The organism is Rhodococcus sp. 05-2254-5, from assembly GCF_002258575.1.
Lineage (GTDB): Bacteria > Actinomycetota > Actinomycetes > Mycobacteriales > Mycobacteriaceae > Rhodococcoides > Rhodococcoides fascians.
Window position 1 is genome coordinate 100,910 of record NZ_NOZG01000022.1, and the last position, 26,969, is coordinate 127,878.

Consider the following 26,969-nt stretch of genomic DNA (forward strand, 5'->3'; position numbering starts at 1 on the left):
GCTAGAGCGTTGATTTGATCAAGTCAAGCTTCCAGGCTTGATTGTCCCGAATCAAGGTTCTCACCCTGACGCCTGTTCTCCGGTGCCGACGCGGCCTCACGAGTCCGCGACAACCGCCAGTCGACGAACAACCCGCTCACGCCGATCGCAATGCAGATCCCGGACAGCACCAGCAGTACCGGATGGGTCTGCCCGCCGATTGCTCCACCGATCACCACGATCCCGAGGGTGCCGGGCAGCATGCCGGCGGCAGTGGCCAGAGCGAAGGGGACAAGCCGAACCGCCGACACACCGCAGGCGTAGTTCACCAGAGAGAAAGGCACCGGGGCGATCAATCGCAGAGAGCCGACCGCGAGCCACCCTCGTCGGCGCAGGCTCTCGTCGACAGAGTCGAGAGCCGAATGCGATATTCGCGCCGCCACGGCTTCTCGCCCGATCGCCCGAACCAACAGCAGGGCGAGGACCGCGCTGACCGTAGAGGCACCGATCGTCACCGCCAGACCGGTGAATGGCCCGAACAGCACTCCGGCGCTCAATGTGAACAGGGTTCTGGGAATGGGTGCAATGGTCACCAGTGCATGGACGGCGAAGAACACGAGCGGAAACGCAGGACCGACCGAGGTGCCCCACTGGCGCATCTGCTCGACGCTCGGATGCGGGGCGAACACCGCAACGACAGCCAGGACGACGATCACCGCCAGTAGCGCGATCAGACGAAGGTCGCGCAGGTGCCGGGTCACGAGAGGCAAGAGTACCGGCGTGAGATGACAGAACGGTTCGGGAGCGAAGCCTGCGGAGTGACCAGACGGTTCGGGAGCGGAGCCTGCGGCGTGGGTCACCGAACGTGAGGTGATCCTCACGATAGCCTGCACGTAGGTGGGGTTAGCATCACTTCAAGTCGGGTGTAGGACTGCCCGCCGAACCGAGGGAGCAGCACACGTGTCCATCGCGTCGCACGAAGATGCCGCACGCAGTGCCCACGCGGCCTGGCAGCAGGCGGTGGCCGGGGTCCTGGCCAAGTCTCGCCGGGTCGATGTGGCCGATCTGCCTGCCGATCCCGAACATCTTCTCGATTCCACGACGTACGACGGAATCACGGTGTCTCCGCTGTACACCGCGTTCGACGAGCGCCCCGAGGGTCCGTTGCCGGGGCAGTTTCCGTACCTGCGGGGGCGTGATCCACATCGGGACGTCAACGCGGGCTGGAAGGTGTGCACGCGTCACGGTTCCGACGTTCGTGACGGTGTGCCCGCGCTGAACGGTCAGATCCTCGATTCGCTCGCCAACGGCACCAGTGCGCTCTGGTTGACGGTGGGGTCGCGTGGGTTGGATCCGTCGGATCTGTCGGAGGCTCTCCATGGTGTGCTGCTCGAGCTGGCCCCGTTGACGATCGATGCCCGCAGGGATGTTCGCGCGGCAGCGACGGCACTGTTCGACGTTCTCGATGCGGCAGAGATCGACGATCGCGCCGCCGTCGACGTCAGACTCGGAGTGGACACTCTCACTGCTGCAGTGGCAGGCACGGAATCCATAGAGATGGCCGAGGCGCTCGACCTGGCCCGCGCGTGCATCGACCGCGCCGAGTCGATGCGTGCCATCACCGTCGACGGCACCGTGTTCCATAATCTCGGTGCGTCGGATGCGCAGGAACTGGGTGCGTCGATCGCGGCCGGGCTCGAGTACGTCCGATCGATGACCGAGAACGGTGTGGCCGTCTCGGATGCTTTGCGCCAGATCGAGTTTCGATTCGCAGCAACCGACGACCAGTTCCAGACCATCGCCAAGTTTCGCGCTGCTCGCATTCTGTGGGCACGGATTGCGCAGGTGTGCGGTGCGCCCGACGCCGGTGATGCTCCTCAGCATGCGGTGACGTCGGAAGCGATGATGTCGCAGCGCGATCCGTGGGTGAACATGCTGCGTACCACTCTTGCGTCGTTCGGTGCCGGAGTGGGTGGTGCGGATTCGGTGACGGTGCTGCCGTTCGACGCGGCACTGAACGGTGGCGCCGCCGGAGTGTCCAAGACGTTCGCTGCCCGTATCGCGAGAAACACTCAGTTGCTCCTGCTGGAGGAAGCCCATCTGGGTCGGGTTCTGGATCCGGGTTCGGGCTCGTGGTACATCGAGGAACTCACGGCTGCGGTTGCCGCGACGGCGTGGGACTTCTTCCAGACCATCGAAGCGTCGGGCGGATTCGCTGCAGCAACCGCGGACGGTTCGCTGGTCGCCGACATCGAGAAGACCCGTGCAGAGCGCGAGTCCGACATCGCGCATCGCATCACTCCGCTGACCGGTGTCAACGAGTTTCCCAATCTGGCCGAGGCCCCCCTGACTCCCGAGCAGACGCAGCCTGCCGGCTCGGCACCCGTGTATCGGTACGGCCGGGCATTCGAGTCGCTCCGAGATCGATCCGATTCTTATCTGGCCCAGCATGATTCGCGACCCCAGGTGCTACTGGTCCCGTTGGGGACCGTCGCCGAGCACAACGTCCGGACGACCTTCGCGTCCAATCTGTTGGCGTCGGGCGGAATCGAAGCTGTCAACCCCGGCCCCCTGGGCGTCGACGCTGTCGCCGGTGCTGTCGAAGCGTCGGGAGCCTCGATCGCCGTGGTATGCGGAACCGACAAGCGCTACGGCGACGAAGCCGCTACTGCCGTGGATGCTCTGCGTGCAGCAGGGGTCTCGCGGGTCTTGCTCGCCGGCCCGGAAAAGATCTTCGCCGGCGTCGACGGCCCGTCTCGTCCTGATGGATTCCTGACCGCAAAGGTCGACGCCGTCGCCGTGCTGACCGAACTTCTCGACACGCTGGGAGCCTCGAAGTGAGTACCGACGAGAACCGAATCTCGCACACCATCGGCAGTTTCGCCGACGTACCGCTGGTCGATCCCGACGAGCCGACGCCGTCGCCGCCGTCCGCGGAGGACGTGGCCACACACGTGAAGAACGGTGCCAAGGCCAACTTCTACACCCCTGAGCAGGTGGTGTGGTCCACTCCCGAGGGCATCGACGTCAAGCCGGTGTACACCGAGGCAGACCGGGATGCCGCCGAGGCCGAGGGCTACCCGTTGCACAGCTATCCGGGTGCCCCGCCGTTCCTCCGCGGGCCGTATCCCACGATGTACGTCAACCAACCGTGGACCATTCGCCAGTACGCCGGATTCTCCACCGCAGCCGAGTCCAACGCCTTCTACCGCCGCAACCTCGCGGCCGGGCAGAAAGGCCTGTCGGTGGCGTTCGATCTGGCCACGCACCGGGGCTACGACTCCGATCACCCGCGAGTGCAGGGTGACGTCGGAATGGCCGGTGTGGCAATCGATTCCATCTACGACATGCGACAGCTGTTCGACGGTATCGACCTCGGTAGCGTCTCGGTGTCGATGACGATGAACGGAGCGGTGCTGCCAATTCTGGCGCTGTACGTCGCCGCCGCGGAGGAGCAGGGCGTCGGGCCGGAGAAACTCGCCGGCACCATCCAGAACGACATCCTCAAAGAGTTCATGGTGCGCAACACCTACATCTATCCGCCGAAGCCGTCGATGCGCATCATCTCGGACATCTTTGCGTACACCAGCGAGAAAATGCCGAAGTACAACTCGATCTCCATCTCCGGCTACCACATCCAAGAAGCCGGTGCCACAGCCGATCTCGAACTCGCCTACACCCTCGCGGACGGTGTCGAGTACATCCGAGCCGGCCTGGACGCCGGCATGGACATCGACACGTTCGCGCCGCGACTGTCGTTCTTCTGGGCCATCGGAATGAACTTCTTCATGGAGGTTGCCAAGCTCCGCGCCGGGCGGCTGCTGTGGGCCGAGCTCGTCCAACAATTCGAGCCCAAGAGTGCCAAATCCCGTTCCCTGCGCACTCATTCGCAGACGTCGGGTTGGTCGCTGACCGCACAGGACGTGTTCAACAACGTCGCCCGCACCTGTGTCGAAGCCATGGCCGCGACCCAGGGCCATACGCAGTCCCTGCACACCAACGCGCTCGACGAGGCACTGGCGTTGCCGACCGACTTCTCGGCCCGTATCGCCCGCAACACTCAGCTACTCATCGCGCAGGAATCCAACACCGTTCGGCCGATCGATCCGTGGGGCGGGTCGCACTACGTCGAGTGGCTCACCCATCAGCTGGCGAATCGGGCTCGCGCACACATTGCGGAGGTCGAGGAAGCGGGCGGCATGGCGCAGGCCATCGGCGAAGGCATTCCGAAGTTGCGCATCGAGGAGGCGGCGGCTCGTACCCAGGCGCGCATCGACTCCGGCCGACAGCCGCTGGTGGGCGTCAACAAGTACGTGCCCGACGAGCCCGACACCATCGAGGTACTCAAGGTCGAGAACTCGAAGGTGCGAAAAGAGCAGATCGAGAAGCTCGAGCGTCTTCGTGCCGAGCGGGACACTGCCGAGGTCGAGGCGGCACTGGCGAACCTGACTCGGGCCGCAGCGTCGGACCAGCCGGGCATGGAGAACAATCTGCTGGCTCTCGCCATCGATGCCGCCCGCAAGATGGCCACCGTCGGTGAGATTTCCGACGCCTTGGAGAAGGTCTACGGGCGCCATCAGGCGGAAATCCGGACAATCAGTGGTGTGTACCGCGACGAGGCAGGTAAATCCGAGAACATCACCCGCGCCACCGCGCTGGTCGAACAGTTCGCCGAGGACGAGGGCCGTCGTCCTCGTGTTCTGGTGTGCAAGATGGGGCAGGACGGACACGACCGAGGCCAGAAGGTCATTGCCACGGCGTTCGCCGACATCGGCTTCGACGTCGACGTCGGTCCGTTGTTCCAGACGCCCGAGGAGGTTGCCCGGCAGGCAGCGGACAACGACGTCCATGTCGTCGGAGTGTCGTCACTGGCGGCGGGCCATCTGACGCTGGTGCCCGCCTTGCGACAGGCCTTGGCCGACGTCGGGCGCGAGGACATCATGATCGTCGTCGGTGGCGTCATCCCGCCCGGCGATTTCGACGAGCTCTACGCAGCGGGTGCCGCGGCGATCTTCCCTCCGGGCACCGTCATCGCCGACGCGGCGATCGGTCTGGTGGAGAAGCTGTCCGTTGCGCTCGGGCATGCACCACGCGAGGCCAACGCCTGAATATGAACTCTCCGAACAAGGGCCGCGTCATCGACATCGATGCGGTGGCCGAGTCGGTCCGAGCGAACGAACGATCCGGGCTCGCCCGGGCGATCACGTTGGTCGAATCGACCCGCTCGGATCATCGTGACTTGGCACAGCGGTTGCTGCTTCGGGTGTTGCCCGACGCCGGCGGATCGCACCGGGTGGGCATCACCGGGGTTCCGGGGGTCGGGAAGTCGACGTTCATCGATGCGCTCGGAATGCGGTTGATCGAACAGGGACATCGGGTCGCGGTGCTTGCGGTCGATCCGTCGTCGACGCGGACCGGTGGTTCCATCCTGGGAGACAAAACCCGGATGTCGCGTCTCGCGGTGCAGGAGAACGCGTACATCAGGCCGTCGCCGACCTCGGGAACGTTGGGCGGAGTCGCACGCGCGACGAGAGAGACCATCGTGTTGCTCGAAGCCGCAGGGTTCGACGTGATCCTGGTCGAGACCGTGGGCGTGGGCCAGTCCGAGGTGACGGTCGCGAACATGGTCGACTGCTTCACGTTCCTCACGCTTGCGCGTACCGGGGATCAGTTGCAGGGCATCAAGAAGGGCGTTCTCGAACTCGCAGATCTGGTGGCCGTCAACAAGGCCGACGGCAAGCACGCGACCGACGCGAAGAACGCGGCGCGAGAGTTGGCGGGTGCACTGCGGCTGATTTATCCGCACGATGCGATCTGGAAGCCCCCGGTGTTGACGATGAGTGCCATCGAAGGCACCGGCCTCGACGAGTACTGGAACACGGTGCTCCGCCACCAGCAGGTGCTCCGTGACGCAGGCGAGTTCGCCGAGAAGCGGCGCAAGCAGCAGGTGGACTGGACGTGGACGATGGTCAACGATCAGCTACTGCGTCGGTTGGCTCAGAGCCCGTCGGTGAAGGCAATTCGAGACGACGTGGAATCTCGCGTGCGCGACGGGTCGCTCACGGCGGCGTTGGCCGCTCAGGAGCTACTCGACGCCTTCGATTCCTGACGCCTGCTGTCCCTGCTGGGTGGGGTACAGAGTCGCCGCCAGCTCGCCGACGCGTTCGACGAGCTGATCGAAGAACGCCTGAGGATCGGCGTGGGTGGCGATGGCTGCGTTCGGAGGCCTGCCCCACATTCCGCGCCAATCCGCCACCGTCGTTCCGCGAGTGAGGGTTCCGACCAGTTCCACGTCCACGGTCGCGTGCCGGTAGGTGGCGATATCCGGTTGCACCGCCACTGCTGCGGCGAACGGATCGTGCATGTGGGCCAGAAAGCCCTGCTCGTGATCGCGATGGAATTCGAAGTAGAAGCGGACCGCGTCCGAGAAATGGCGCACGATCGGGTTCGAGGCCGTCGATCGCGTCCCCGGCGCATCGGTCGACGAGATCAGCTCGGCCGGAACGCTTCCGGCGCGTTCACCGAGAAGGCGAATGTGCTCGGGTGTCATCTCGATGGTCTCGGTGATGTCGAGTGCGCACACGATCGGACGTCGGTCCTCGGGTAGTCCGGAGAAAGCGGCGAAGACCTCCGCTGCAGCCTCGGGGTCCACCGCGATGTTCCACTCGCTCGTCGGCGTCGTGTTGCCCTGATGCTGAAAAGCACCACCCATCAACACCAATCGCTTCAACAGCCGAGGCAACTCGGGGTCTCGGCGAACCGCCAGCGCGAGATTGGTCAGCGGACCGGTGACGAGACCGGTGATCTCACCCGGTCGCGAGCGAACCAACTCGATCCACATCGTGGTGGCATCGCGTGCGGACAGGTCCCGACTCGACACCGGCAGCTCCGCATATCCGATGCCTTGCGGTCCGTGAGTGTCCTCGGTAGTCATCAAAGGTGCCACCAACGGCACCTGCGCACCGAGCGACACTTCGATATCGGCCGCGCGGCACAGGTCGAGCCAGGCCAGGTTGTTCGCGGCGACCTGGTTCACCGGCACGTTACCGGCGGTGGACGCTATGCCGAGGATCTCGGCCTCGTCGGTGGCCAACAGGTAGAGCAGTGCGAGCGAGTCGTCGATCCCGGTGTCGACGTCGACGATCATCGGTACGGTCATGCGGTCACCCGAGTCGTCGGGTTGTGGCGGACCGGGAAGTTGACCGATCGGGCGATGAAGCACTTGGCTGCGGCCTCGGCGTGCAGTTCCTCCGCACGGGTCACCATCGAGGACTCGGCGACCGTGACTACCGGAGCCAGGGTCGCCTCGACGAACTGCCCCGAGCCGTCGGATTGCTCGGTCATGACCCCGGTGGGGGAGTCGACGTAGTCGGTGACGGTCACGTGCGACGCGGCGGCCAACCCGAGGTACCAGAGCATGTGGCAGCTCGACAGTGATGCCACGAGTAGCTCCTCTGGATTCCACCGCTCGGGATTGCCTCGAAAGCTCGGATCGGAACTGGCCGAGAGATCGGGTTTTCCGGGTGCCGTGACGAGATGATCGCGGTCGTATGCGGCTGCATTCGCCGTCCCGTGTCCGCGATTGCCGGTCCAGCTCACGGCCAGGGCGTAGTCATGGGTGGGCATGGCTCCATCGTGCCAGGCCGCCGTCCACCGTCGTCACGCACGCCGAGGAGACCTGTCCGTATTGCGATCAATGCGCCAATTGTCAAGGTAGTGGCCAAGATTCGATCGACCGTCCTCTACCTGGGGGAATGTACGCTCGTGCGTGCCGATGTCCGTTTCGGCGTTTGTCTGCTGGTCATTGCGCTCGCTAACGTTGCTGCAATGACGGTTGCGCAAGGTCCAGAATCGCCCGAGTCGTCACCCCAGATCCCGAAATGGGGCCAGCGCCACGTACAGCGTCTGCGGCGTGACGCATTCTTCAAACGTATGCGTCGCAAGCCGGCGATGTCGGAAGAGAGCATCACGGTCGTGGACCAGCCCATGCTCAAGCGGGCCGTGTCTGCAGCGGCACTGGGCAACACGATGGAATGGTTCGACTTCGGTGTGTACGGCTATCTTGCCGCGACACTGGGCAAGGTGTTCTACCCGGACGCGTCACCCGCAGTCCAGTTGCTGTCGACCTTCGCCACGTTCGCGGCCGCGTTCGTAGTACGGCCACTCGGTGGACTCTTCTTCGGCCCTCTCGGCGACCGCATCGGACGCCAGAAGGTCCTGGCCGCCACCATGATCATGATGTCGATCGGTACGTTGGCCGTCGGCCTTATTCCCAGCTACGACTCCATCGGAATCTGGGCTCCCATCCTGCTGCTCGTCGCCCGCTTGGTTCAGGGATTCTCCACCGGTGGTGAATACGGCGGTGCCACGACCTTCATCGCCGAATATTCACCCGACAAAAGACGAGGTTTCCTCGGCAGTTGGCTCGACTTCGGCACTTTCGTCGGATACGCGATGGGGTCCGGATTGGTGACGATTCTCAATGCGGTACTGGGCGACGCCACCATGATCGAATGGGGTTGGCGCATACCGTTCTTCATTGCTGGGCCGATGGGCATCATCGGTTTGTACCTGCGCCTCAAGCTCGAGGACACCCCCGCGTTCCGCAAGCAACTCGACGAGCACGACTCCAAGGTCAAGGCGCAGGAGACCGGACGCAGCTCGATCGGAAAGATCTTCACGGTCCATTGGAAAGCACTGCTCATCTGCATGGGAATCGTGTTGCTGTACAACGTCACCAACTACATGGTGACCTCGTACCTGCCCACGTACTTCACCGAGGTCGTCGGTCGCAGCCAGCTCAGCGCCGATCTGTTGGTCCTGTCCGCGATGGTCGTGGTCGTGTCCATCATCGTGGCCGTCGGTCGGCTGACCGACCGAATCGGCCGCAAGCCGGTGTTCGTGTTCGGTGCCATCGGACAGATAGTCCTGGCCATCCCGTGCTTTCTGCTGATCCAACGCAGCGGGTGGATCGGGCCTCTGATTGCGTGCCTGCTGCTGGGAGTGGTGTTGGCGTGCTTCGCCGCACCCAGCGCCTCCACCTTGCCTGCACTGTTCCCGACGCGCGTGCGCTACGCCGCACTGTCGATCGGATTCAACCTGTCGGTGTCGATCTTCGGCGGCACCACACCGCTGGTCACCTCGGCCCTGGTCAGTTCCACCGGCAGCACCATGATCCCGGCCTACTACCTGATCATCAGCGGCGTCATCGGTCTGATCGCCGTCGGTTTCCTCCGCGAGTCGGCTACTCAGCCGCTCGATGGTTCTCCGCCCCAGGTGGATTCGACCGAGGAGGCCAAGGATCTGTACACCGAGGCTTCTGCGCTGACCGGGAGTAGCTCCGCAGACCGGTCAGCGCGGTAACCAACCGGCCTCGTCGCTACCCCAGACGTGAGCCGGGTACGCGTAGTCGGAGTAGCAGTCGAACACCGGTCGCGCTGCCGTCACCGAGCCGTGCGTGACCACGCACTCGGGTGGCGGTAGCGCGGCGGGGCCGTGTTCGGGGTCGCGCCCGGGAAGACCGGTCAGCCACGCTGCCGTTGCTGCGAGCGCTACGTCGACCGGTGCCGCAGTGCCCGACCCTTCTACGCGCGCCGCCAGTTCCGAGACGATTCCGGCAGCCAGCAGATAACCGCTCGCATGATCGAGCGCCTGAGCCGGAAGCCGACCGGGCCGACCGTCACGGCCTTCCAGAACAGAGATACCGCTCGCAGCCTGAACGAGGCTGTCGAAGCCCCGCCGCCGCGACCAGGGACCCTCTGTGCCCCATGCGCTGATGCGCCCGTGGACGAGGTCCGCCCGGTGTTCGAGGCCGAAACGATCGAGGGCCCCCGGCCGATACCCGGTGACGAGCACGTCGGCCGAGTCGAGGAGCCCGAGCATCCGATCGAGTCCCTCCGCCGTGTCCAGGTCCAGCAGGGCCGACCGCTTGCCCTGGCCGTTCTCCAGATGCTGCCAGGGCAGTTCCGGGTGCCGGGGCGAATCGACACGGAGCACATCGGCACCGAGAAGTGCGAGAGCGCGCGTAGCGACAGGACCGGCAATCACCCGCGTCAGATCGAGCACCCGGATACCCGCCAACGGGTATTCGGCACCCCCCGGCCGAAGCGACGGAAGCGGCCGGAACGACGGAATGCGCACTCGGGCAGCCGGATCGGCCGCACCTCGTGTAACGACCGGACCGGAGTTCGCGGCAATACCAGCGGGGTGAGCGGACCATTGTTCTTCCGTGCGGACCCGCACGGCCAGAGCGCCCGACGCCGCGCACAGCTCTTCGAGCTCGAACCCGGACATTCCGCGCGGAGTCGATCGCCGAACACGCCGATCGACTCCGCCGAGCCGGCGCCACCGAGGCCCACTACACCGAGCAATGCCTCTCGGTGGTGTGGGTAGTTGGCGTGGGTTCTCACCCAACCGTCGGACACCGGGAAGAAGCCGGACAGATCGGCGAAACCCTGCACCGGCTCGCCGTCGATCCGCAACACGGTGTCGCCCATGAACGACGCGGCGATACGCGCCATGGACGCTGTCGGCGTCACCGTCTCGGAATCCGTCGTCACCGATCCCAGCGCGCTTTGCAACTGGGCGACGGCGGTGCCGAGGGCACCGACCGACTCGGCGGCGAGCGCCGCGACCGGAAGTGTCGATGCGAGATGTCCAGTCGTGCCCGACGTTCCCTGCACCGCAATCAGTTCCGCTTGGCCCAGATCTCCATGCCGGCCGCATTCAGACGGTCCACCAGAACGTCGCCCATGGCGGTTGCGGGAGTGAGAACTCCGCTGGCTTTCGGCAGTGCGTCTTTACCGAGAACCAGCGCGAGTGCGGACTCGGCGAGCATGACCGCCGTCGCCTTGTAGCCGGGGTCGCCGGACGCCTTGACCCGGGCCCGGTATCGCGCCCCGGACGTCGTCAGGGTGTACAGATCGACCGTGAAATGGCCCTTCTCTCGGGCCTTTTCACTGGGGCCGCTACCGGGCTTGGGCAGGATGCGATCGAGCACTTTGCCCGGCAGTACCGTCATGGCCGACACTCCGACGAACAGTCCCGCCGACAATGCGCCGGCGAGCACCGGGCTGACGACGGACGAGCCGACGCTCATCACCTCGCTGTACCGGAACTGCTTTCCGTAGGCCCAGTCTCGAAGTGCATTGGTACGCCGCACGACTCGTGTGTTGTACGAGGCCATCACGAACGGAGCCTTCCACCCGCGCAGGCTCGGATCGATCTTCTTTCCGTCGATGAGTACGGTATCGAGTTGGCGGCCGAGCTGGGGCTCGAGGCTTCGATCGGGGCTCAGCGAATACGGACGGGCCGCGATGCGTCTGGCCCGCTTGTCCTTCTTCATGGCCTCGATCTGACCACGGAGCGAGTCGACGGTACCGCCACTGACCCCGCCCGACATCGAGGTGACCACGAGCGTGGTGTCGGTGAGTTCGCCCGCATTGTCGGCCGTGACGGCCTCGTACAGAGCGTGGACACCGATGTCGGACGGAACCGAGTCGAACCCGCACGAGTGGACGATCCTGGCACCGGTACGTTGTGCGATCTCGTGGTTGGTGTCGATACTCTCGCGAGCGAAGAGCACCTCGCCGGTGAGGTCGACGTAGTCGGTTCCGGCCTCGGCGCACGCAGTTGCCAGTGGCATGCCGTACTTGGCATACGGGCCGACCGTCGTGATGACGACTCGGGTCGATTCGGCCATGGATCGCAGCGCGGCGGTGTCGGCGGCGTCGGCTTCGATGACGGGCCAGTTCTGGGCGTTGGGTCCCAGTTCCTTTCGCGCTGCCTCGATGCGTCCGGTGGACCTGCCTGCCAGCGCGATACGGGTGTCGGCAGGCGCGTGTTCGGCGAGGTACTTCGCCGTCAGCTTTCCTACGAATCCGGTGACGCCGTAGACGACGATGTCGTGGGTGCGGTCGGGGCCTGAGGTGAAATCCGAGTCGGACGTAGTCATGGTTACGACACTAACGCGGACGCCGCCGGCAGCGTCGGCTAGTGGGTCCAGGTGTGCACGGGTTCTCCCGTGTCCATCCTGTCCACGTAATCTCCCAACATCCCCGCGAGAGCCTGCTCCCGAGTATCGCCGGCCCGTTCGCGCGCGACGACGGCGGCTCGCTGCCACCCCGAACCCGACTGCTTGGCCAGGCACCGCGCTTCGATAATGCCGAGATAGCGGTCACGTACGGCAGAGTCGACGCCGTACGCGGCGAGACCGGCCTCGGCCATCGGAAGCAATCGGCGCAGTACCAGCTCCTGCGGACTCACCCAGCCGACCTCGGGCCAGTAGAGCATCGAATCGAACCCGCCGCGCGCCGCGGAGTGCACGTTCTCCTCGGCGGCATCGAACGACATCTGCGACCACAGGGGCCGATCGGCATCCGCGAGAGCCCGTACGGTGCCGTAGTAGAACGCGGCATCGGCGAGGGTGTCGACGACTGTCGGTCCGGCAGGCAGAACGCGGTTCTCGAGCCGGATGTGGTGCCCGTCGCCGGACCGATCGTAAATCGGCCGGTTCCACCGGTACACGGTTCCGTTGTGCATCCGCAGTTCCGACAGCGACGGTGTATCACCTCGGGCCAGAGCGGCTTTGGGGTCCTCTTCGCTGCACACCGGGAGCAGGGCGGGGAAGTAGCGCGAGTTCTCCTCGAACAGGTCGAAGATCGAGGTGATCCATCTCTCCCCGAACCACACTCGCGGGCGAACTCCCTGGTTCTTGAGTTCCTGCGGCCTCGTATCGGTGGCCTGCTCGAACAACGGTATGCGGGTCTCGTGCCACAGTGCACGCCCGGCGAGGAACGGCGAGTTCGCGGCGAGCGCAACCTGAACACCCGACAACGCCTGTGCGGCATTCCAATACGACGCGAACTCGTCAGGGGCGACTTGCAGATGCAGTTGGACGGACGTGCAGGCCGCCTCGGGCAGAATCGTGTCGGTCACGATATCGAGGTTCTCGGCGGCCGCAGACCCGGGCAGACGCACGCCCGCGATCTTCAGTTCGATGTCCTCACCACGGGCGGCAAAGATCTGCTGGTTCAGTAGGTCGTATCGCGGATTCGCCGACAGCCAGCGGTGTTCGAAGTGTTCCTTCGTCAGAGTCGGGAGCATGCCGATCATGGCAAGTCGACTACCCGAGCCACGGGCCCGCTCGTCGGCAGCATTCAGCGATCGCCGCAGATCCGTCTCCAACTCGGCGATCGACGAGCCCCGCAGCGGTCGAGGATCGACGTTGATCTCGATGTTGAACTGGCCCAGCTCGGTCTGATAATCGGGATCGGCGATGGCGTCGAGTACCTCGGCATTGGCCATCGACGGTGCCATGTCCTCGTCTACGAGGTTGAGCTCGATCTCCATGCCGATCTGGGGTTCGCCGACCTGGAACGTCTCGTCGGCCAACATGATGGCCAACGCGTCGAGACAGTCCTGAACCTTCTGCCGAAACTGGTGTCGGTCCTGTCTGGTGAACTTTCGGCGTTCGACATCCTCGCCCATGGTGACCGCCTCACGCTGTGTCTCGGTGCCGTTCGCTCACGCGAGACGGCGTCGTTTCCGAGTATCGCAGCCCGGGGTTGCTCCGGGGCATCCACGTGCAGAATCGCCCGGAGGAACGACCCCGGGGCCGATCGTCACCAGGGCGAGGGCTGGTAATCCTTGAGGAACGAGCCGTACAGATCGACTCCGAGTTCGCCCTGCACGATGGGGTCGTACACCCGCGCAGCACCGTCGACCAGATCCAGCGGCGCGTGGAAGCCCTCGTCGGCCAGCCGCATCTTGGTGGGGTGCGGGCGCTCGTCGGTGATCCATCCGGTGTCGACGGCGGTCATCAGGATGCCGCTCTCCACCATCTCCTTGGCACTGGTGCGGGTCAGCATGTTCAATGCCGCCTTGGCCATGTTGGTGTGCGGATGCCCCGGGCCCTTGTATGCCCGACCGAACTGACCCTCCATGGCAGAAACGTTGACCACATACTTGCGTCGAGCCTGTGACGCCTCCATCGACGCGCGCAGGCGTGAGACGAGGATGAACGGTGCCACGGAATTGCACAGCTGCACTTCGAGCAACTCGACCGGATCGACCTGCTCGACGGTGTGAATCCAGCTGTTGGTCTCGGCGAGGTCGGGCACCAGGCCGCCCGCGTCGATCGCCAGTCCGTTCTCGATGCGCTCCGCTGTCACCGAACCCGCCACCATCGCCAGAGACGCGACGTCGTCTGCGCTCAAAGTCGCCGAGACCTGCTGACCGCCGATCGCCGTGGCCGGCAACGAGCTGGCCAACGACGCAGGGTGGGCGTCGCTGGTCTTGCCGAACGTGATCCGTTGCGGCCCGGCACCGTCGGTCAGTGCCGCGGGCAACGGTTCCGCTTCGGCGTCGGCCAGCGCGCTGTACGAGCCGGGGGAGCGCTTGACCGTCTGCGCAGCATTGTTGATCAGGATGTCGAGCGGTCCCTCGGCGGCGACCGAATCGGCAAGTGCCACAACCTGAGCGGGGTCTCGTAGATCGATACCGACGACGCGCAGGCGGTGCAACCACTGATCGCTGTCGTCCATCGCAGCGAACCGGCGCACGGCATCGTTGGGAAAACGCGTGGTGATCGTCGTGTGCGCGCCGTCGCGGAGCAGCCGGAGGGCGATGTACATGCCGATCTTCGCCCGACCTCCGGTCAGCAGTGCCCGCCGGCCGGACAGGTCGGTTCGTGCGTTGCGTTTGCCGCGGTTGAGCGCCGCGCACTCGGGACACAGCTGGTGGTAGAACGAATCGACATCGGTGTAGCGCTGCTTGCAGATATAGCACGGGCGCGCCCTGATCAAGGTGCCCGCGATCTCACCCTCGGCGCGCGAGGTGAGGGACAGACCTGCGGTCTCGTCGTCGATACGATCCGGGGATCCGGTCGCCGTGGCCGCCACGACTGCCCGGTCGGCTGCGTTGACGGCGTTCCGTGCGGCAACGCGTCGAGCACGCTTGAGATCTTTGAACATGGCACCGGACGCCCGCTGGACGGCGATGGAATCCGGATGATTCTTGTCCAGCTCGGCGGCTTGTGCGAGCACCCGCAGACACGTGTCGAGATCGGTGGGGTCGATCGAGTCCATCTTCAGTCTCCTAGCATCGGCCCGGTCGAGCCGTCGACGTGAGAACAACGAAAAAGACCCCGATTCCGAAGAATCAGGGTCAGTTTCGTCTGTCTCAACTCAGATCTTTGAAAATCTTTGTCTGTGAACAACATTCAGACGGTGTCCGAGGGGGGACTTGAACCCCCACGTCCGTTAATAGGACACTAGCACCTCAAGCTAGCGCGTCTGCCATTCCGCCACTCGGACATGTGCGACCGTTGCCGCATATTCTCTTGTTGCTCTCACAGCTGGTCGCTGTGCGCTGCGTAAGATTATCCGACGGGTTCCCGATAACCCAAATCCCCACGTCAGTTCATGCGTCGAGCGGTTTTCGGTGGTGCCCCGGCCCCTCGGTGATGGTAGGAACGACGATGTGGCAAACGATTCGAACGATCCCGAAGTGAGCAATGCCCGAAGCCGAGGAGAACGCGCTCCCACCGTCGCTCTCGACGAAGTGGTGGAGCTGGTCAGCTCTCTGATCAGATTCGACACCTCGAACACCGGCGAACTCGACACCACGGTCGGCGAGAAGGAATGCGCCGAATGGGTGGCGAGCAAGCTCGAAGAGGTGGGGTACGAGACCGAGTACGTCGAATCCGGTGCCCCCGGACGCGGCAACGTCTTCGCTTGGCTGCGCGGCGCCGACTCGTCCCGTGGAGCTCTGCTCGTACACGGACACCTCGACGTCGTCCCGGCCGAGCCGGCCGACTGGAGTGTGCACCCGTTCTCCGGAGCCGTCGAAGACGGCTACGTCTGGGGTCGAGGTGCCGTGGACATGAAGGACATGGTCGGGATGGCACTGGCGCTGGCCCGCCAGTTCAAGTCGAACGGCACGGTTCCGCCCCGCGACATCCTGTTCGCGTTCCTCGCCGACGAGGAGGCAGGCGGCAAGTACGGATCGCACTGGCTGGTCGACAACCGACCGGATCTGTTCGAGGGCGTCACGGAGGCAGTCGGCGAAGTCGGCGGGTTCTCTCTGACGGTCGCTCGACCGGACGGCACCGAGAAGCGGCTGTACATGGTCGAAACCGCCGAGAAGAGTCTGGCGTGGATGCGGCTGACCGCGAAGGCGCGGGCCGGACACGGATCGTTCCTGCACGACGACAACGCCGTGACCTACCTGGCCGAGGCCGTCGCGAAACTGGGCAATCACACATTCCCCCTGGTGCTCACCGAGTCCGTATCGCAGTTCTTGCAGGCGGTATCCGAGGAATCCGGACTCGACTTCGATCCGACGTCACCGGACATCGACGGCACGCTGCTCAAACTCGGCAGCATCGCCCGCATCGTCGGCGCGACCCTGCGCGATACGGCGAACCCCACGATGCTCTCGGCCGGCTACAAGGCCAACGTGATTCCGCAGACCGCGACAGCCGTGGTGGATTGCCGCGTGCTGCCCGGCCGCCAAGCCGCCTTCGAGAAGGAGGTCGACGAACTGATCGGCCCGAATGTCGAACGGGAATGGATCACCAAGCTCGAACCGTACGAGACCACATTCGACGGGGATCTCGTCGACGCGATGAACGACGCCGTCCTCGCGCACGACCCCAACGGCCGCACCGTGCCGTACATGTTGTCCGGCGGCACCGACGCAAAAGCGTTCGCGCGCATCGGAATTCGTTGCTTCGGGTTCGCCCCGCTCAAGCTTCCGCCCGAACTCGATTTCGCGGCGTTGTTTCACGGCATCGACGAACGAGTACCCGTGGAGTCGTTGGAGTTCGGCACACAGGTGCTCGAGCACTTCTTGATGCACAGCTGATACGAAAGGAACCATCGTGGCGTACAACCCATACGACTCGCTTCCGGACCTACCGTCCTTCGAGTTGACGTCCGAGGATGTGCAGGACGGCAAGCCCCTGAAGGCCCAGCAGGTCAGCGGAATCATGGGAGCCGGTGGACACGACAACTCCCCGCAGCTGTCCTGGTCCGGATTCCCCGAGGGCACCAAGAGCTTCGCGGTGACGGTCTACGATCCCGACGCACCCACGGCCTCGGGCTTCTGGCATTGGGCCGTGGCGAACATTCCGGTGGAGACGACGTCGCTGGTCTCGGGAGCAGGCGACGACGGTGGAACCGGGGTGCCCAGTACGGCCGTGACGCTGAAGAACGACGCGGGCCTGTTCCGGTACATCGGTGCTGCCCCACCCGCAGGCCACGGCCCACACCGCTACTTCATCGCGGTGCACGCCGTGGACGTCGATCGGCTCGAAGTCGACGAGACGGCGACCCCGGCGTACCTCGGGTTCAACCTGTTCTCGCACGCCATCGGACGTGCCGTGATCACGGGTACCTACGAGGCCTGATCTGGGTCTCGTCGTGCGCGTTTTGCGTACCTCTGGGTACGCAAAACGCGCACGACGGGGGTGTCAGTGCCTGTTCTCCGAACCCACTGCGTCGGCCAGACGAGCGAATCCGTGCTGCTCGAGTCGGGACAGCAGACCACGGTTGATGTTCCTGATCCACAGCGGTCCGCCGTAGATGAACCCGGTGTATCCCTGCACCAGGGACGCACCGGCAACGATACGTTCCCAGGCCTGCTCTTCCGTTTCGATTCCTCCCACCGAGATCAGCGTCAGCTGCGTCCCGACCCGGCGGTAGAGGCGCCGAATGACGTCCAGCGAGCGAGCCTGCAGTGGAGCACCGGACAGCCCGCCTGCACCGATGGCCGCGACCGCCTCCGCGTCGGTACGGAGTCCGTCGCGAGAGACAGTCGTGTTGGTCGCCACGATGCCGTCGAGGCCGAGTTCGACAGCCAGATCAGCGACGGCGTCGATGTCCTCGTCGGACAGGTCCGGCGCAATCTTGACTAGAACCGGCACCGACACCACCGACTGCACAGCAACCAGAATCGGCCGCAACGACTCGACGGCCTGCAGATCCCGTAGACCCGGCGTGTTGGGGGAGCTGACATTGACGACGACAAAATCTGCCAGAGGGCCTAGCAAGCGGGCGCTGGTGGTGTAATCGGCGGCGGCATCCGCCGGCTCGACGATCTTCGTCTTGCCGATGTTCGCACCGATGGGAATCCGCGTTCTGCGCGAACGCAGTTTCGCGGCCGCGTACTCCGCACCGTGGTTGTTGAAGCCCATCCGATTGATGATCGCGCGGTCGAGAGGCAGCCGGAACAGACGAGGCGTCGGGTTGCCGGGTTGCCCCTGCGCAGTCACGGTGCCGATCTCGGCGAACCCGAACCCCAGCGGGGCCCACGCATCGATGCCATCGGCATTCTTGTCGAACCCGGCCGCAAGCCCGAGGGGGGCCGGAAATTCGATTCCGAATGCCGTCGAACGCAACCGCGGATCGTCGACGACGAACAGTGCACTTGCCAGCTTGCGAAGCGGAGGAAGCGCCGCAACAGCCCTGAGAACACCGAACGCGAGGTGATGAATCCTCTCCGGTGATACGAGGAACATCAGGCGTAACAGGACGCGGTACAGACGGTCTCCCACGGTCTTCTTTCAGGTCGGTACTTCAGGGTCGGTACTTCAGGGTCGGTACTTCAGGGTCGTTGTTCGGAGTCGATCGGTGCTGCCGTCGAGCCGGTCAGATTCCGGGCTCCGGCACATGATGTGCGGTCTTCTTGCGCTTGAGCAACACGCGGCGACTTCCGTCGGTGTACAGACGTACCCGAGACAGCTCCCAGCCGCCGAATTCGGCCTGAATCGCGAGCCGCATCGATGCGGTCACGCGAGTGACGTCCGGTGGCAACCGGAGAGGGACGTACTCCCAGTCGTCGGACGGGGACACCTCCCACCCGACGGGCATCTTCGCTCGGCCCGGCATCGAATTCTCGTGTGCGTTCACGTGCCTCCACCATTCTCGAGGGTCGTTCCTGCGGGTACCGTCTCCTGCCGATTCGGCAGGTCAACGGCCCGCGGCGGGGATGCGCTGCAGCCCGTCCCCGGTCGCCGATCCCACGTACAGATCGCCGGTATCCGCGTCGACGGCAACCGAGTTCGGCTGTCGCACAGTGGGCAACCGTTGCGCCTCGACCGGAATTCCGGTGTCGAGTGTGTACCCGACCACCTCGTTGCGAGCCGGCAAGGTGACCCATGCAATACCGGATTGTTCATCGTAGGCGATCGCCCAGGGCGCGGACCCGACCGGAAACCGTTGCCGCATCAGCAGATCGTGCGAGGTGAAGACCAGCAGCTCGGTGCCGGTCGAGTCGGTGACCAGAAGTCGTCCGTACTCGTCGCTGGTCATCTCGGCGGCGCCTTCGCCCGCGCGCAGGGCCACACCGAGGGTGTCGTCGTCGAGGTTCAGATCGGTGATCGAGGTCTGGCGGCGATCGAGTACCGAGACACCGTCCGGTGTGCTGGCCAACGCGTCGGCCGAGGTCACGCCCGGTCCGGAGACGGTGCTCGTCACCTGTCCGGCGGCGTCGAGAATGCTGATACGCCCGGTGGCGTCACCGACCGCCGTGGTGCCGTCGGGTAGATCGGCAGCCGACAGAGTCCGGCCGTCGACGGCGGTATCGGTGCGCTGACCGTCTGCCACGGTGATCCTCGAGAGAACGCCGTCCATCGGAACCAAGACACTCGAGTCCCGTCCGGCGACCAGCTCTGCAGCGGATCCGCCCAGATCCACCACGCGGGGCTCGCTCGACGCCTCCCCGTCCACCAGGCTCACGGTGGTCGACGCGTCGGTCAGGGCAACCAGAGTGCGCGTTGCAGAATCGAAAGTCAGTGCGTCCACGGGAGCGAAGGCGCGGACGACTCCGGCCGGAGCCACTGCAGTCGCGGGGGACAAGGCAGGCGGCTGCGGCTCGACGGAGATCTCGTCGGCGTTCTCGTCCTCGCTCGAGCAGCCACCCAAACCGACGAGTGTGACGACGGCGAGCGCGGACGCCACTGCCGTCCTGGCCGTACGTGCCGACGGTGTTCGCATGGAACCGAACCTACTTCCTGTGGTGACTGCCCCTGGTAAGGCGCTGCCACATCTGTACCAGCGCGCGTCGACCTCGGCGAAATCGACAGCCCGGGACTCGGTGCCGTTCGTCGGGGGCGCGGAGACGGTAGCGTGTTCGATCGGCATCGAATTCGTGAACGAGCACGACATGGGAGCGGATGTGGGATCCGAAGGAACGCACTTCGTGGTCGAGGAAGTGAATGCGGGTACGCACGCCAACGGCTTCGGCAGAACAGACGACGGACGCGCGTTCGCGTTCAGAGTGCAGCGCAGCACGCTCTACGTGAAGATCTATCGGGCCGATGTCGTGTCAGCCGTGCCGGATCGAACCGAAGTGGACGCCGTCGCCGAACACTCGGTCACCGAGATCGATCTGACCGACGAACGCAGCATCATCGGGGTGGTTCGTGACGCTGTCGCTCATGCTCAGCAGCTGTCGGATGTGTCACTGCGAGACACGGCAGTCCGGGCCTTCTTCAATCGCGTCAACTCTGCGCTGGAGGGTTTCTGAACCCTGGTCGTTCCGCAGGCTTCACTCCTGACCCCGCTTCGGGATCACCAGTTGCTCACCGGTGACGGGGTGGTCGAAGACATCGACCGGGTGTCGGTAGATCCGGCCGAGCCGCTCGGCGGTGAGAACCTCCCGGGGCGGTCCCGTAGCCACCAGCTCGCCTGCGTCGAGAATCGCGACCCGATCGGCGTAGGCCGCAGCAAGCCCCAGATCGTGCAGTACGACAACCACGGCACGACCGGACGCGGCCAGTGAACGCACCACGGCCATCACCGACTCCTGGTGTCCCACATCGAGCGCCGCGGTGGGTTCGTCGAGCATGATCGTGGCGGTGCGCTGTGCCATGACACGGGCCAACGCGACTCGGGACTGCTCACCGCCGGATAGGGAACCGAACGGACGTCCGGCGAATTCGGACACGTCGCAGGCGGCCATGGCGGCGGCCACCTGCGCGTCGTCCTCGCGTACCGCCGACGTTCCGGTCCACGGAGCTCGGCCCATCCGCACGATCTGCTCGACGGTGAATGCGAACCCGATCGCGTGCTGTTGCGGGAGCACGGCGCGTCGTCGCGCGAGGTCGACCGGCCGGAAGCGGGACAGTGGTCTCTCGCCGAGCAGTACCGATCCGGAACTGGGCTCGGTGTCTCCGGACAGGACCGACAGCAACGTGGACTTACCCGCCCCGTTCGGGCCCACGAGAGCCAGAATCTCTCCGACGACGACCTCGAGATGCACGTCGTTCAGAACGGCCCGGTCACCGCGGTGTGCGCCGACCCCCACGGCGACCAGGGTGCGTGAACCCGGTGTCGGGTCGGCAGGAATGTCGGAACGGTGTCCACCGAACTTCCCGATCATGCCCAGCCGCCCTGACGAGCCCGGGTGCGGCGCAGCAGCCAGAAGAAGAACGGTGCGCCCGCCAACGAGGTCACCATCCCGAGCGGAAGGTCGACGTTCGCCACGAGCGTCCGCGTGACGAGATCGGCCCCGAGGAGGACCACGCCTCCCGCGAGTGCGCTGGCAGGGATGAGTACCCGGTGCGCCGGACCGAGCACCATGCGCATGGCGTGGGGTACCACCAGACCCACGAACAGGATGATCCCGGTGAACGCCACTCCGGACGCGACGAGCACTGCGACGACCACGATGGCGAACTGACGCAGGCGCTCGACGTTCACGCCGAGATGGCGCGCCACGTTCTCACCGAGTGCGAGCAGGTCCAGTCGGCGGGCGATCATCGACGACGCTCCGATCCCGACCAAGGCCAGCGGACCGACCACCGCGACCGACTGCCACGTGGCACCGGCAAGGGATCCCAACTGCCAGAAGACGATCTGGTCGCGAGCGGCCGGGCTGGCGACGAACGTGAAGAACGCGATCACGCCGCCGGCGAACGCATTGACGGCGACTCCGGTGAGGATGAGGGTCACCACCTCGGTTCGGCCGGCATTGCGAGCCAGGAAGTAGACCACAATCGTGGTGACGAGTCCGCCCACGAAGGCTGCGAGCGCAACGGTCCAGACCCCGGCAAAGCTGCCGCCCAGGACGAAGACCGAGCTCGCACCGACAGCCGCGCCCGACGACACGCCGACGACACCGGGTTCGGCGAGAGGGTTGGCGAACACACCCTGGAGCAGTGCACCCGCGCATCCCAGACAGGCACCGACGAGCATCGCGAGGGTCAGCCGAGGAAACCGGACCTGCCAGAGGGTCACCTCGCCGCTGGGGTGAGCGGGCATCGGGCCGATGTCGAGGCCCACCCGATGCGTCAGACTCCCCAACACTTCCGCCGGAGTCGTCGGTACCTGCCCTACGACAGCCGACACCAAGGCCAGGACCAACAGCGCGACCGCCAGCACGACGAACGTCGAGACCACCCGCGTCGTACCCGACCGCGACCGCGCAGACGACACGTCGCTCATAAGGCAGGTTCGTAGACGGCCTTCGACAATGCAGCCAGCACCTTTCCGGTGTTCGGACCGAAACTGAGAACGGTGCCGTCGTCCATGTCGACCACCCGACGCTGCTGGCCGGCGGGCGTCTGCGCGATACCGGGTATCTGCTCGAGCCCGTCGATCCCGCCGATCGATTGCAGCCCCTTGGTCATCATGAGAATCACGTCGGGTGCCGCAGCGATGAGTGCCTCACTGGTCACCGGGACGAACTGTTCGGTCAGACCCGATTCGACCCCTGCATCCCGAGCACCGATCGCCTCGATGAGAGCGTCCGCTCCGGAACCCGGACCGGCGAGCATCTTGATCGCCGGACCACGCATGTACAAGAACGCAACCTTCAGCGGCTCGTCGGATCGGGGCGCGTTCTGTGTCGCGGCGGCAATCTCTTCGGTTGCCCGTTGCGCCAGTGCGGAACCGGCGTCGGGAACCCCGAGAGCCGCCGCAACAGCGTCGATCTGTCCTGCTACCCCGGCCAGAGTTCGAGCGGGGTCGAAGTAGACGACCGGAATTCCCGCGGCCCGAATCTGATCCTGGACAGCGCGCGGGCCGATACTGGTGTCGGTCAGGACGACCGTCGGCGACAGCGCGAGAATGCCTTCGGCACTGAGCGAGTGGCCGGTAGGGGTGACGTCGGGTACGTCTGCTGCCGCGGGAAACGACGCCGAGGTGTCGCGCCCGACGAGATTGTCGCCGAGTCCGAGCGCGAACACCGTTTCGGCGAGGGTGCCGTACTGGTCGGCCGCCACGATCCTGCTGTTGTCCGAAATCGTGACGGGCACGCCGTCGAAACCGGTGACGGTGACCGGTAGTTCGGCAGCCGGATCGACCGCGATGGGCTCCGGATCGGGGTCGTCGACGACGGCGGTGCGGGGGCCGATCGTGCCGGAGTCCGGTGCCGCGGAGTTGTTCACCGAACACGACACCAGCAGTCCGGCCGTCAGCAGCGCGGCGGCGAGGCGTTTGACGATCACGACCATAGGTTAGCCTGCCCGACCTTCAGGTGACCTCACCCAGGCCGAGCAGCACCTGCGATCAACCGCTGACGTCGTCCAGGGCCGACGTGATGGCCGCCGGCAGTTCGAGCTCCTCGGCCATCAGAGCACCCATCAACTGGGCCAGATCGCGGGCACCGACGATCGCACTGCTCACCCCGGGACGATCACGGGCCCACGCAAGGGCGACGACCAGGGGAGAGGTGGCAAGACCATCGGCGGCCGTGACCGCCGCATCGACGACACCTACCGCCGAGTCGGTCAGGTACGCATTCACCGCGTCGGCGTGTAGCTCGTCGGCCCCGCGCGAATCGGCCGGAATCCCGTTGCGGTACTTACCCGTCAGGACACCACCCGCCAGGGGAACCGCCGCGAGGATGCCGATGCCGTGGTGCAGGGCGGCGGGAACCAGTTCGTCCTCGATCCCACGGGCCAACAGTGAGTACTCCGCCTGCGTCGACACGATCCGTCCGATACCGGCCGCACCGGCAGCCGTGGCCAACTGCCAGCCCAGATACCCGCGGGCACCGGTGTAGCGAACCCGTCCACTCGAGACGGCGTAGTCGAGTGTCGCCGCCACCTCGTCGACCGGGGTCATCGGATCCCACGTGGCTACCTGCCACAGGTCGAGATAGTCGGTACCGAGCTCACGCAGCGTTGCGTCCAACTGACCGAGCAGTCCGCGCCTCGAGCAATCGACGTGATACCGGCCGTACCGCGAACCGACCCCCGCGGCACTGCTGATCACCAAGTCCTGCCGAGGAACCACATCGTCGAGCAACTCCGCGAGTACTCGCTGAGCTCGACCGTCGCCGTACGCCGGGGACGTATCGACCAGGGTGCCGCCCGCCTCGGCGAACGCCGACAACTGCGCCGCAGCGTCGTCCCCATCGGTCCCGCTGCCCCACCCGAGAGTGCCGAGGCCGAGCCTCGACACCCGAAGTCCGCTGGTGCCGACCGATCTCTGCTTCATATGTGCCGAATGTCCTTTTGCCTGTGATCGTCGGGTTCGTACTGGCCTGCCGCCAGTGCACAGTAGTGCGCCGCGCCGCTCGGTGCGCAAGTGCCGCGCCGGGTACGGTCGTCCCCGTGAATCGCGAATCCAGGGGGCGGGCACTCGCCCACGCGCCGGCAACAATCGAATCGTCCGCTTCGACGCTGGGACGGGGCGCCGCATGATCGACATGACGTGGCTGCAGGCGATCATCCTCGGCGCAGTCCAGGGGCTGACGGAATTCCTTCCCATTTCCTCTTCCGGGCATCTGCGAATCGTGTCGGGGGTCTTCTGGAACGAGGACGCCGGCGCGTCGTTCACCGCGGTGACGCAGCTGGGTACCGAAGCCGCTGTCCTGCTGTTCTTCTGGCGCGACATCGTCAGAATCATCAAGGCCTGGTTCGTCGGATTGCGCAGGAAAGAAGAACGGGGTCTCGACTACCGCATGGGGTGGTACGTGATCATCGCCACCATCCCGATCGGCATTCTGGGTCTGTTGTTCAAGGATCAGATCCGCACCGGTGCGCGCAATCTGTATCTCATCGCGTTCATGCTGATCGCTTTCGCCGTGGTGATCGCCGTCGCGGAGAGGCTGGGCCGTAAGGAACGGCCGATCGAGAAACTCACCACCAGGGACGGCATCGTCATGGGCCTCGCTCAATGCCTGGCGCTGATTCCCGGAGTGTCCCGCTCCGGAGCCACCACCAGCGCCGGCCTGTTCCTCGGTCTCGAACGCGAAGCTGCAGTGCGCTTTTCGTTCCTGCTCGCCATCCCGGCCGTCACGGCGTCCGGCTTGTTCTCGCTGCCCGACGCTTTCGAGCCGGTCGGCTCCGGCCTCGCCGCGTCGGGACCACAGCTGCTGGTGGCCACGATCATCGCGTTCGGCCTGGGTTATGCCTCGATCGCCTGGCTGCTCAAGTTCGTCGCGAACCATTCGCTGTACTGGTTCGTCGGTTACCGCATCGTGCTCGGTGTCGTTGTTCTGGGTCTGCTGGCCGGCGGGGTTGTCTCGGCTACGTGAACCGTTCCTCGTTAGGCTCGGAGCAATGACAGTCATCTTGCTTCGCCATGGACGTTCGACGTCGAACACTGCGGGCACGCTCGCAGGTCGGAGCGAAGGGGTGGAGCTCGACGACCGGGGCCGAGAGCAGGCACAGGCGGTTGCCGAACGGCTGGGGGTCCTCCCGGTCGTGGAGATCGTGCGCTCTCCGTTGTTGCGGTGCGAACAGACCGTGGAACCGCTGGCCACTCGGTTGGGGCTGACTCCGATGGTCGAGGACAGGATCGTCGAGGTCGACTACGGACAATGGACCGGTCGAACCATCAAGGAGCTGCTGGCCGAGCCGCTGTGGAAGGTCGTTCAGCAGCATCCGTCCGCGGCGGTGTTCCCCGAAGGCGAAGGCTTGGCTACGGTGCAGCAACGCGCGGTCCAGGCGATACGGGAGCACGATGCGCGGCTGGCCGCCCACCACGGCCGGGATGTGCTGTGGGTGGCCTGCTCTCACGGGGATGTGATCAAGTCGGTGCTGTCCGATGCGATGGGTGCCCATCTCGATTCTTTCCAGCGGATCGTTGCCGATCCGGCGTCGATCAGCGTCGTGCGCTACACCTCGACTCGGCCGTTCGTGTTGCGGACCAACGACACCGGATCCGACTTGAGCGTGTTCGTGCCGAAGGCGGAAGAGCCGACGTCCGACGAAGCAGGCGCGAAACCCGACGTTGCAGACTCGTCCGATGCAGTGGTGGGCGGCGGCGCGGGCACCTAGAGATGCCGGTTCGCCGCCGATCTCCCGATCGGTGGCAGGCTGGAGGGCGAGCAATACCGTCCACGGTCGATCTGTGGCCGATAATGGAAGTTCGCGATTCGTTTCGCGGAGCTTTTCGAGTCGTTAGGAGGTGCAATGCCGCGCGCCATACACGTTTTTCGCACCCCTGATCGTTTCGTCGCCGGGACCGTAGGTGAGCCGGGTGACCGAACGTTCTTTCTCCAGGCGGTGCACGATGCCCGAGTGGTTTCGGTCGCGTTGGAGAAGCAGCAGGTACAGGTGCTGGCCGATCGAATGGGACTGCTGCTCGAGGAGGTGCAGCGTCGCTTCGGTACCGATGTGCCGACCGAGGAGGCCGAGACACTCGACACCAGCCCGTTGGTGACCCCGATCGACACCGAATTCAGGGTCGGCACGATGGGGTTGGGTTGGGACGCCGACGCCAATGCCGTCGTGGTGGAGTTGTTGGCCGTCAGTGAGGTCGAGGTCGACGAATCTGTCGTGCTCGACGACACCGACGAGGGCCCCGACGCGGTTCGAGTGTTTCTGACACCCGTTCAGGCTCGCGAGTTCGCAGCGCGGTCCGAGCTGGTTGTGGCAGCCGGCCGAGCGCCGTGCCCGCTGTGCGGCCTGCCGCTCGCCCCCGAGGGACACGTCTGCATCAGGACGAACGGCTACCGCCGCGGTGCCACCTTCGGTCCGGTGACAGAGGTCGACGAGTCTTGACCGTCGAACTACCTCCCTTCGAGGGCCGCGA

25 protein-coding genes and 1 tRNA gene are annotated in these 26,969 nt (G+C 65.3%); 10 read left to right on the forward strand and 16 right to left on the reverse strand.

The window, feature by feature from the left end:
• Positions 1–23 precede the first annotated feature (23 nt).
• Positions 24–740, reverse strand: a complete 717-nt coding sequence (locus tag CH278_RS13665; protein ID WP_032391607.1) for a TVP38/TMEM64 family protein — start codon at positions 738–740, stop codon at positions 24–26.
• Between the two features lie 199 nt (positions 741–939).
• Between CH278_RS13665 and mutA the strand changes: the two genes are divergently transcribed.
• From mutA to meaB, 3 genes are read left to right on the forward strand one after another with little or no spacing between them, the layout of a single operon-like run.
• Positions 940–2,820: a methylmalonyl-CoA mutase small subunit gene (gene mutA, locus CH278_RS13670; RefSeq protein ID WP_094622141.1), complete on the forward strand. Its 1,881-nt coding sequence runs from the start codon at positions 940–942 to the stop codon at positions 2,818–2,820.
• Entirely contained in the window at positions 2,817–5,087 is a 2,271-nt protein-coding gene (gene scpA / locus CH278_RS13675; RefSeq protein ID WP_032365779.1) for a methylmalonyl-CoA mutase, read from the forward strand. The genes mutA and scpA overlap by 4 nt, the downstream gene beginning before the upstream one ends.
• A gap of 2 nt (positions 5,088–5,089) precedes the next feature.
• Positions 5,090–6,088: a methylmalonyl Co-A mutase-associated GTPase MeaB gene (meaB, locus tag CH278_RS13680; protein ID WP_032370517.1), complete on the forward strand. Its 999-nt coding sequence runs from the start codon at positions 5,090–5,092 to the stop codon at positions 6,086–6,088.
• On the opposite strand, the gene CH278_RS13685 is transcribed toward meaB, so the two are convergent.
• Both CH278_RS13685 and CH278_RS13690 read right to left on the reverse strand, forming a co-directional pair.
• Positions 6,065–7,138 carry a nucleoside hydrolase gene (locus CH278_RS13685; RefSeq protein WP_094622142.1) on the reverse strand — a complete coding sequence of 358 codons (1,074 nt, stop codon included), beginning with the start codon at positions 7,136–7,138 and terminating at the stop codon, positions 6,065–6,067. The genes meaB and CH278_RS13685 overlap by 24 nt on opposite strands.
• Positions 7,135–7,605: an OsmC family protein gene (locus CH278_RS13690; protein ID WP_094622143.1), complete on the reverse strand. Its 471-nt coding sequence runs from the start codon at positions 7,603–7,605 to the stop codon at positions 7,135–7,137. Before CH278_RS13690 ends, CH278_RS13685 begins: the two co-directional genes overlap by 4 nt.
• Before the next feature lie 306 nt (positions 7,606–7,911).
• Between CH278_RS13690 and proP the strand changes: the two genes are divergently transcribed.
• Positions 7,912–9,342, forward strand: a complete 1,431-nt coding sequence (gene proP, locus CH278_RS13695) for a glycine betaine/L-proline transporter ProP (RefSeq protein ID WP_370878783.1) — start codon at positions 7,912–7,914, stop codon at positions 9,340–9,342.
• Here the strand turns inward: proP and CH278_RS28010 are convergent.
• The 6 genes from CH278_RS28010 to CH278_RS13720 form a co-directional block, all read right to left on the reverse strand.
• Positions 9,331–10,044: a CoA transferase gene (locus CH278_RS28010; protein ID WP_256993735.1), complete on the reverse strand. Its 714-nt coding sequence runs from the start codon at positions 10,042–10,044 to the stop codon at positions 9,331–9,333. The two genes, proP and CH278_RS28010, sit on opposite strands and share 12 nt — an antisense overlap.
• Positions 10,032–10,661 (reverse strand): hypothetical protein, encoded by a 630-nt coding sequence (locus CH278_RS28015; protein WP_256991955.1) that lies wholly within the window; start codon positions 10,659–10,661, stop codon positions 10,032–10,034. The genes CH278_RS28010 and CH278_RS28015 overlap by 13 nt, the downstream gene beginning before the upstream one ends.
• A 5-nt stretch (positions 10,662–10,666) precedes the next feature.
• Entirely contained in the window at positions 10,667–11,932 is a 1,266-nt protein-coding gene (locus tag CH278_RS13705; protein ID WP_094622144.1) for a saccharopine dehydrogenase family protein, read from the reverse strand.
• 38 nt (positions 11,933–11,970) lie between these two features.
• The gene (locus tag CH278_RS13710; RefSeq protein WP_032370522.1) at positions 11,971–13,467 is read right to left on the reverse strand and encodes a glutamate-cysteine ligase family protein; all 1,497 of its coding nucleotides are present in this window, start codon (positions 13,465–13,467) and stop codon (positions 11,971–11,973) included.
• 134 nt (positions 13,468–13,601) lie between these two features.
• Complete coding sequence (locus CH278_RS13715) at positions 13,602–15,065, reverse strand: SDR family NAD(P)-dependent oxidoreductase (RefSeq protein WP_032382054.1); 1,464 nt, start codon at positions 15,063–15,065, stop codon at positions 13,602–13,604.
• Between the two features lie 142 nt (positions 15,066–15,207).
• Positions 15,208–15,293 (reverse strand) — tRNA-Leu (locus tag CH278_RS13720).
• 193 nt (positions 15,294–15,486) lie between these two features.
• On the opposite strand from CH278_RS13720, the gene CH278_RS13725 reads away from it, so the two are divergent.
• Together CH278_RS13725 and CH278_RS13730 are read left to right on the forward strand one after the other, a co-directional pair.
• Positions 15,487–16,845 carry a M20/M25/M40 family metallo-hydrolase gene (locus tag CH278_RS13725; protein ID WP_080729261.1) on the forward strand — a complete coding sequence of 453 codons (1,359 nt, stop codon included), beginning with the start codon at positions 15,487–15,489 and terminating at the stop codon, positions 16,843–16,845.
• Between the two features lie 16 nt (positions 16,846–16,861).
• Positions 16,862–17,389, forward strand: a complete 528-nt coding sequence (locus CH278_RS13730) for a YbhB/YbcL family Raf kinase inhibitor-like protein (RefSeq protein WP_027497057.1) — start codon at positions 16,862–16,864, stop codon at positions 17,387–17,389.
• 63 nt (positions 17,390–17,452) lie between these two features.
• Here the strand turns inward: CH278_RS13730 and CH278_RS13735 are convergent, their stop codons facing one another.
• The 3 genes from CH278_RS13735 to CH278_RS13745 form a co-directional block, all read right to left on the reverse strand.
• Complete coding sequence (locus tag CH278_RS13735) at positions 17,453–18,523, reverse strand: quinone-dependent dihydroorotate dehydrogenase (protein WP_032408488.1); 1,071 nt, start codon at positions 18,521–18,523, stop codon at positions 17,453–17,455.
• A gap of 106 nt (positions 18,524–18,629) precedes the next feature.
• Positions 18,630–18,869, reverse strand: coding sequence for a DUF5703 family protein (locus tag CH278_RS13740; RefSeq protein ID WP_027497059.1), 240 nt, complete (start codon positions 18,867–18,869; stop codon positions 18,630–18,632).
• Between the two features lie 81 nt (positions 18,870–18,950).
• Complete coding sequence (locus CH278_RS13745) at positions 18,951–19,976, reverse strand: YncE family protein (protein WP_057474707.1); 1,026 nt, start codon at positions 19,974–19,976, stop codon at positions 18,951–18,953.
• Between CH278_RS13745 and CH278_RS13750 the strand changes: the two genes are divergently transcribed.
• Positions 19,975–20,508, forward strand: a complete 534-nt coding sequence (locus CH278_RS13750; protein WP_228139215.1) for a hypothetical protein — start codon at positions 19,975–19,977, stop codon at positions 20,506–20,508. The genes CH278_RS13745 and CH278_RS13750 overlap by 2 nt on opposite strands.
• Positions 20,509–20,529: 21 nt before the next feature.
• Here CH278_RS13750 and CH278_RS13755 read toward each other — a convergent pair whose 3' ends face one another.
• The 4 genes from CH278_RS13755 to CH278_RS13770 all read right to left on the reverse strand — a co-directional run bounded on the left by CH278_RS13755 (position 20,530) and on the right by CH278_RS13770 (position 24,425).
• Positions 20,530–21,363, reverse strand: coding sequence for a heme ABC transporter ATP-binding protein (locus tag CH278_RS13755; RefSeq protein ID WP_032365789.1), 834 nt, complete (start codon positions 21,361–21,363; stop codon positions 20,530–20,532).
• The gene (locus CH278_RS13760) at positions 21,360–22,427 is read right to left on the reverse strand and encodes a FecCD family ABC transporter permease (protein WP_094622145.1); all 1,068 of its coding nucleotides are present in this window, start codon (positions 22,425–22,427) and stop codon (positions 21,360–21,362) included. The genes CH278_RS13755 and CH278_RS13760 overlap by 4 nt, the downstream gene beginning before the upstream one ends.
• Positions 22,424–23,428, reverse strand: coding sequence for a heme/hemin ABC transporter substrate-binding protein (locus CH278_RS13765; protein ID WP_373557330.1), 1,005 nt, complete (start codon positions 23,426–23,428; stop codon positions 22,424–22,426). The genes CH278_RS13760 and CH278_RS13765 overlap by 4 nt, the downstream gene beginning before the upstream one ends.
• Before the next feature lie 64 nt (positions 23,429–23,492).
• Positions 23,493–24,425, reverse strand: coding sequence for an aldo/keto reductase (locus CH278_RS13770; RefSeq protein WP_032365792.1), 933 nt, complete (start codon positions 24,423–24,425; stop codon positions 23,493–23,495).
• A 211-nt stretch (positions 24,426–24,636) separates the two neighbouring features.
• On the opposite strand from CH278_RS13770, the gene CH278_RS13775 reads away from it, so the two are divergent.
• From CH278_RS13775 to CH278_RS13785, 3 genes are all read left to right on the forward strand, one after another.
• Entirely contained in the window at positions 24,637–25,467 is an 831-nt protein-coding gene (locus CH278_RS13775) for an undecaprenyl-diphosphate phosphatase (protein WP_032365850.1), read from the forward strand.
• 25 nt (positions 25,468–25,492) lie between these two features.
• The gene (locus CH278_RS13780) at positions 25,493–26,212 is read left to right on the forward strand and encodes a histidine phosphatase family protein (RefSeq protein WP_027497066.1); all 720 of its coding nucleotides are present in this window, start codon (positions 25,493–25,495) and stop codon (positions 26,210–26,212) included.
• A gap of 135 nt (positions 26,213–26,347) precedes the next feature.
• Positions 26,348–26,938, forward strand: coding sequence for a DUF3090 domain-containing protein (locus CH278_RS13785; RefSeq protein ID WP_027497067.1), 591 nt, complete (start codon positions 26,348–26,350; stop codon positions 26,936–26,938).
• The last annotated feature ends 31 nt before the right edge of the window (positions 26,939–26,969 follow it).

Bases quoted from the DNA above. Each gene is read 5' to 3' on its own strand.
- meaB (WP_032370517.1), top strand. From the start codon at position 5,090: ATGAACTCTCCGAACAAGGGCCGCGTCATCGACATCGATGCGGTGGCC.
- CH278_RS13685 (WP_094622142.1), bottom strand. From the start codon at position 7,138: ATGACCGTACCGATGATCGTCGACGTCGACACCGGGATCGACGACTCG.
- CH278_RS13690 (WP_094622143.1), bottom strand. From the start codon at position 7,605: ATGCCCACCCATGACTACGCCCTGGCCGTGAGCTGGACCGGCAATCGC.
- proP (WP_370878783.1), top strand. From the start codon at position 7,912: ATGCGTCGCAAGCCGGCGATGTCGGAAGAGAGCATCACGGTCGTGGAC.
- CH278_RS13705 (WP_094622144.1), bottom strand. From the start codon at position 11,932: ATGACTACGTCCGACTCGGATTTCACCTCAGGCCCCGACCGCACCCAC.
- CH278_RS13710 (WP_032370522.1), bottom strand. From the start codon at position 13,467: ATGGGCGAGGATGTCGAACGCCGAAAGTTCACCAGACAGGACCGACAC.
- CH278_RS13715 (WP_032382054.1), bottom strand. From the start codon at position 15,065: ATGGACTCGATCGACCCCACCGATCTCGACACGTGTCTGCGGGTGCTC.
- CH278_RS13740 (WP_027497059.1), bottom strand. From the start codon at position 18,869: ATGCCGGGCCGAGCGAAGATGCCCGTCGGGTGGGAGGTGTCCCCGTCC.
- CH278_RS13750 (WP_228139215.1), top strand. From the start codon at position 19,975: ATGGAACCGAACCTACTTCCTGTGGTGACTGCCCCTGGTAAGGCGCTG.
- CH278_RS13745 (WP_057474707.1), bottom strand. From the start codon at position 19,976: ATGCGAACACCGTCGGCACGTACGGCCAGGACGGCAGTGGCGTCCGCG.
- CH278_RS13755 (WP_032365789.1), bottom strand. From the start codon at position 21,363: ATGATCGGGAAGTTCGGTGGACACCGTTCCGACATTCCTGCCGACCCG.
- CH278_RS13760 (WP_094622145.1), bottom strand. From the start codon at position 22,427: ATGAGCGACGTGTCGTCTGCGCGGTCGCGGTCGGGTACGACGCGGGTG.
- CH278_RS13770 (WP_032365792.1), bottom strand. From the start codon at position 24,425: ATGAAGCAGAGATCGGTCGGCACCAGCGGACTTCGGGTGTCGAGGCTC.
- CH278_RS13775 (WP_032365850.1), top strand. From the start codon at position 24,637: ATGACGTGGCTGCAGGCGATCATCCTCGGCGCAGTCCAGGGGCTGACG.
- CH278_RS13780 (WP_027497066.1), top strand. From the start codon at position 25,493: ATGACAGTCATCTTGCTTCGCCATGGACGTTCGACGTCGAACACTGCG.
- CH278_RS13785 (WP_027497067.1), top strand. From the start codon at position 26,348: ATGCCGCGCGCCATACACGTTTTTCGCACCCCTGATCGTTTCGTCGCC.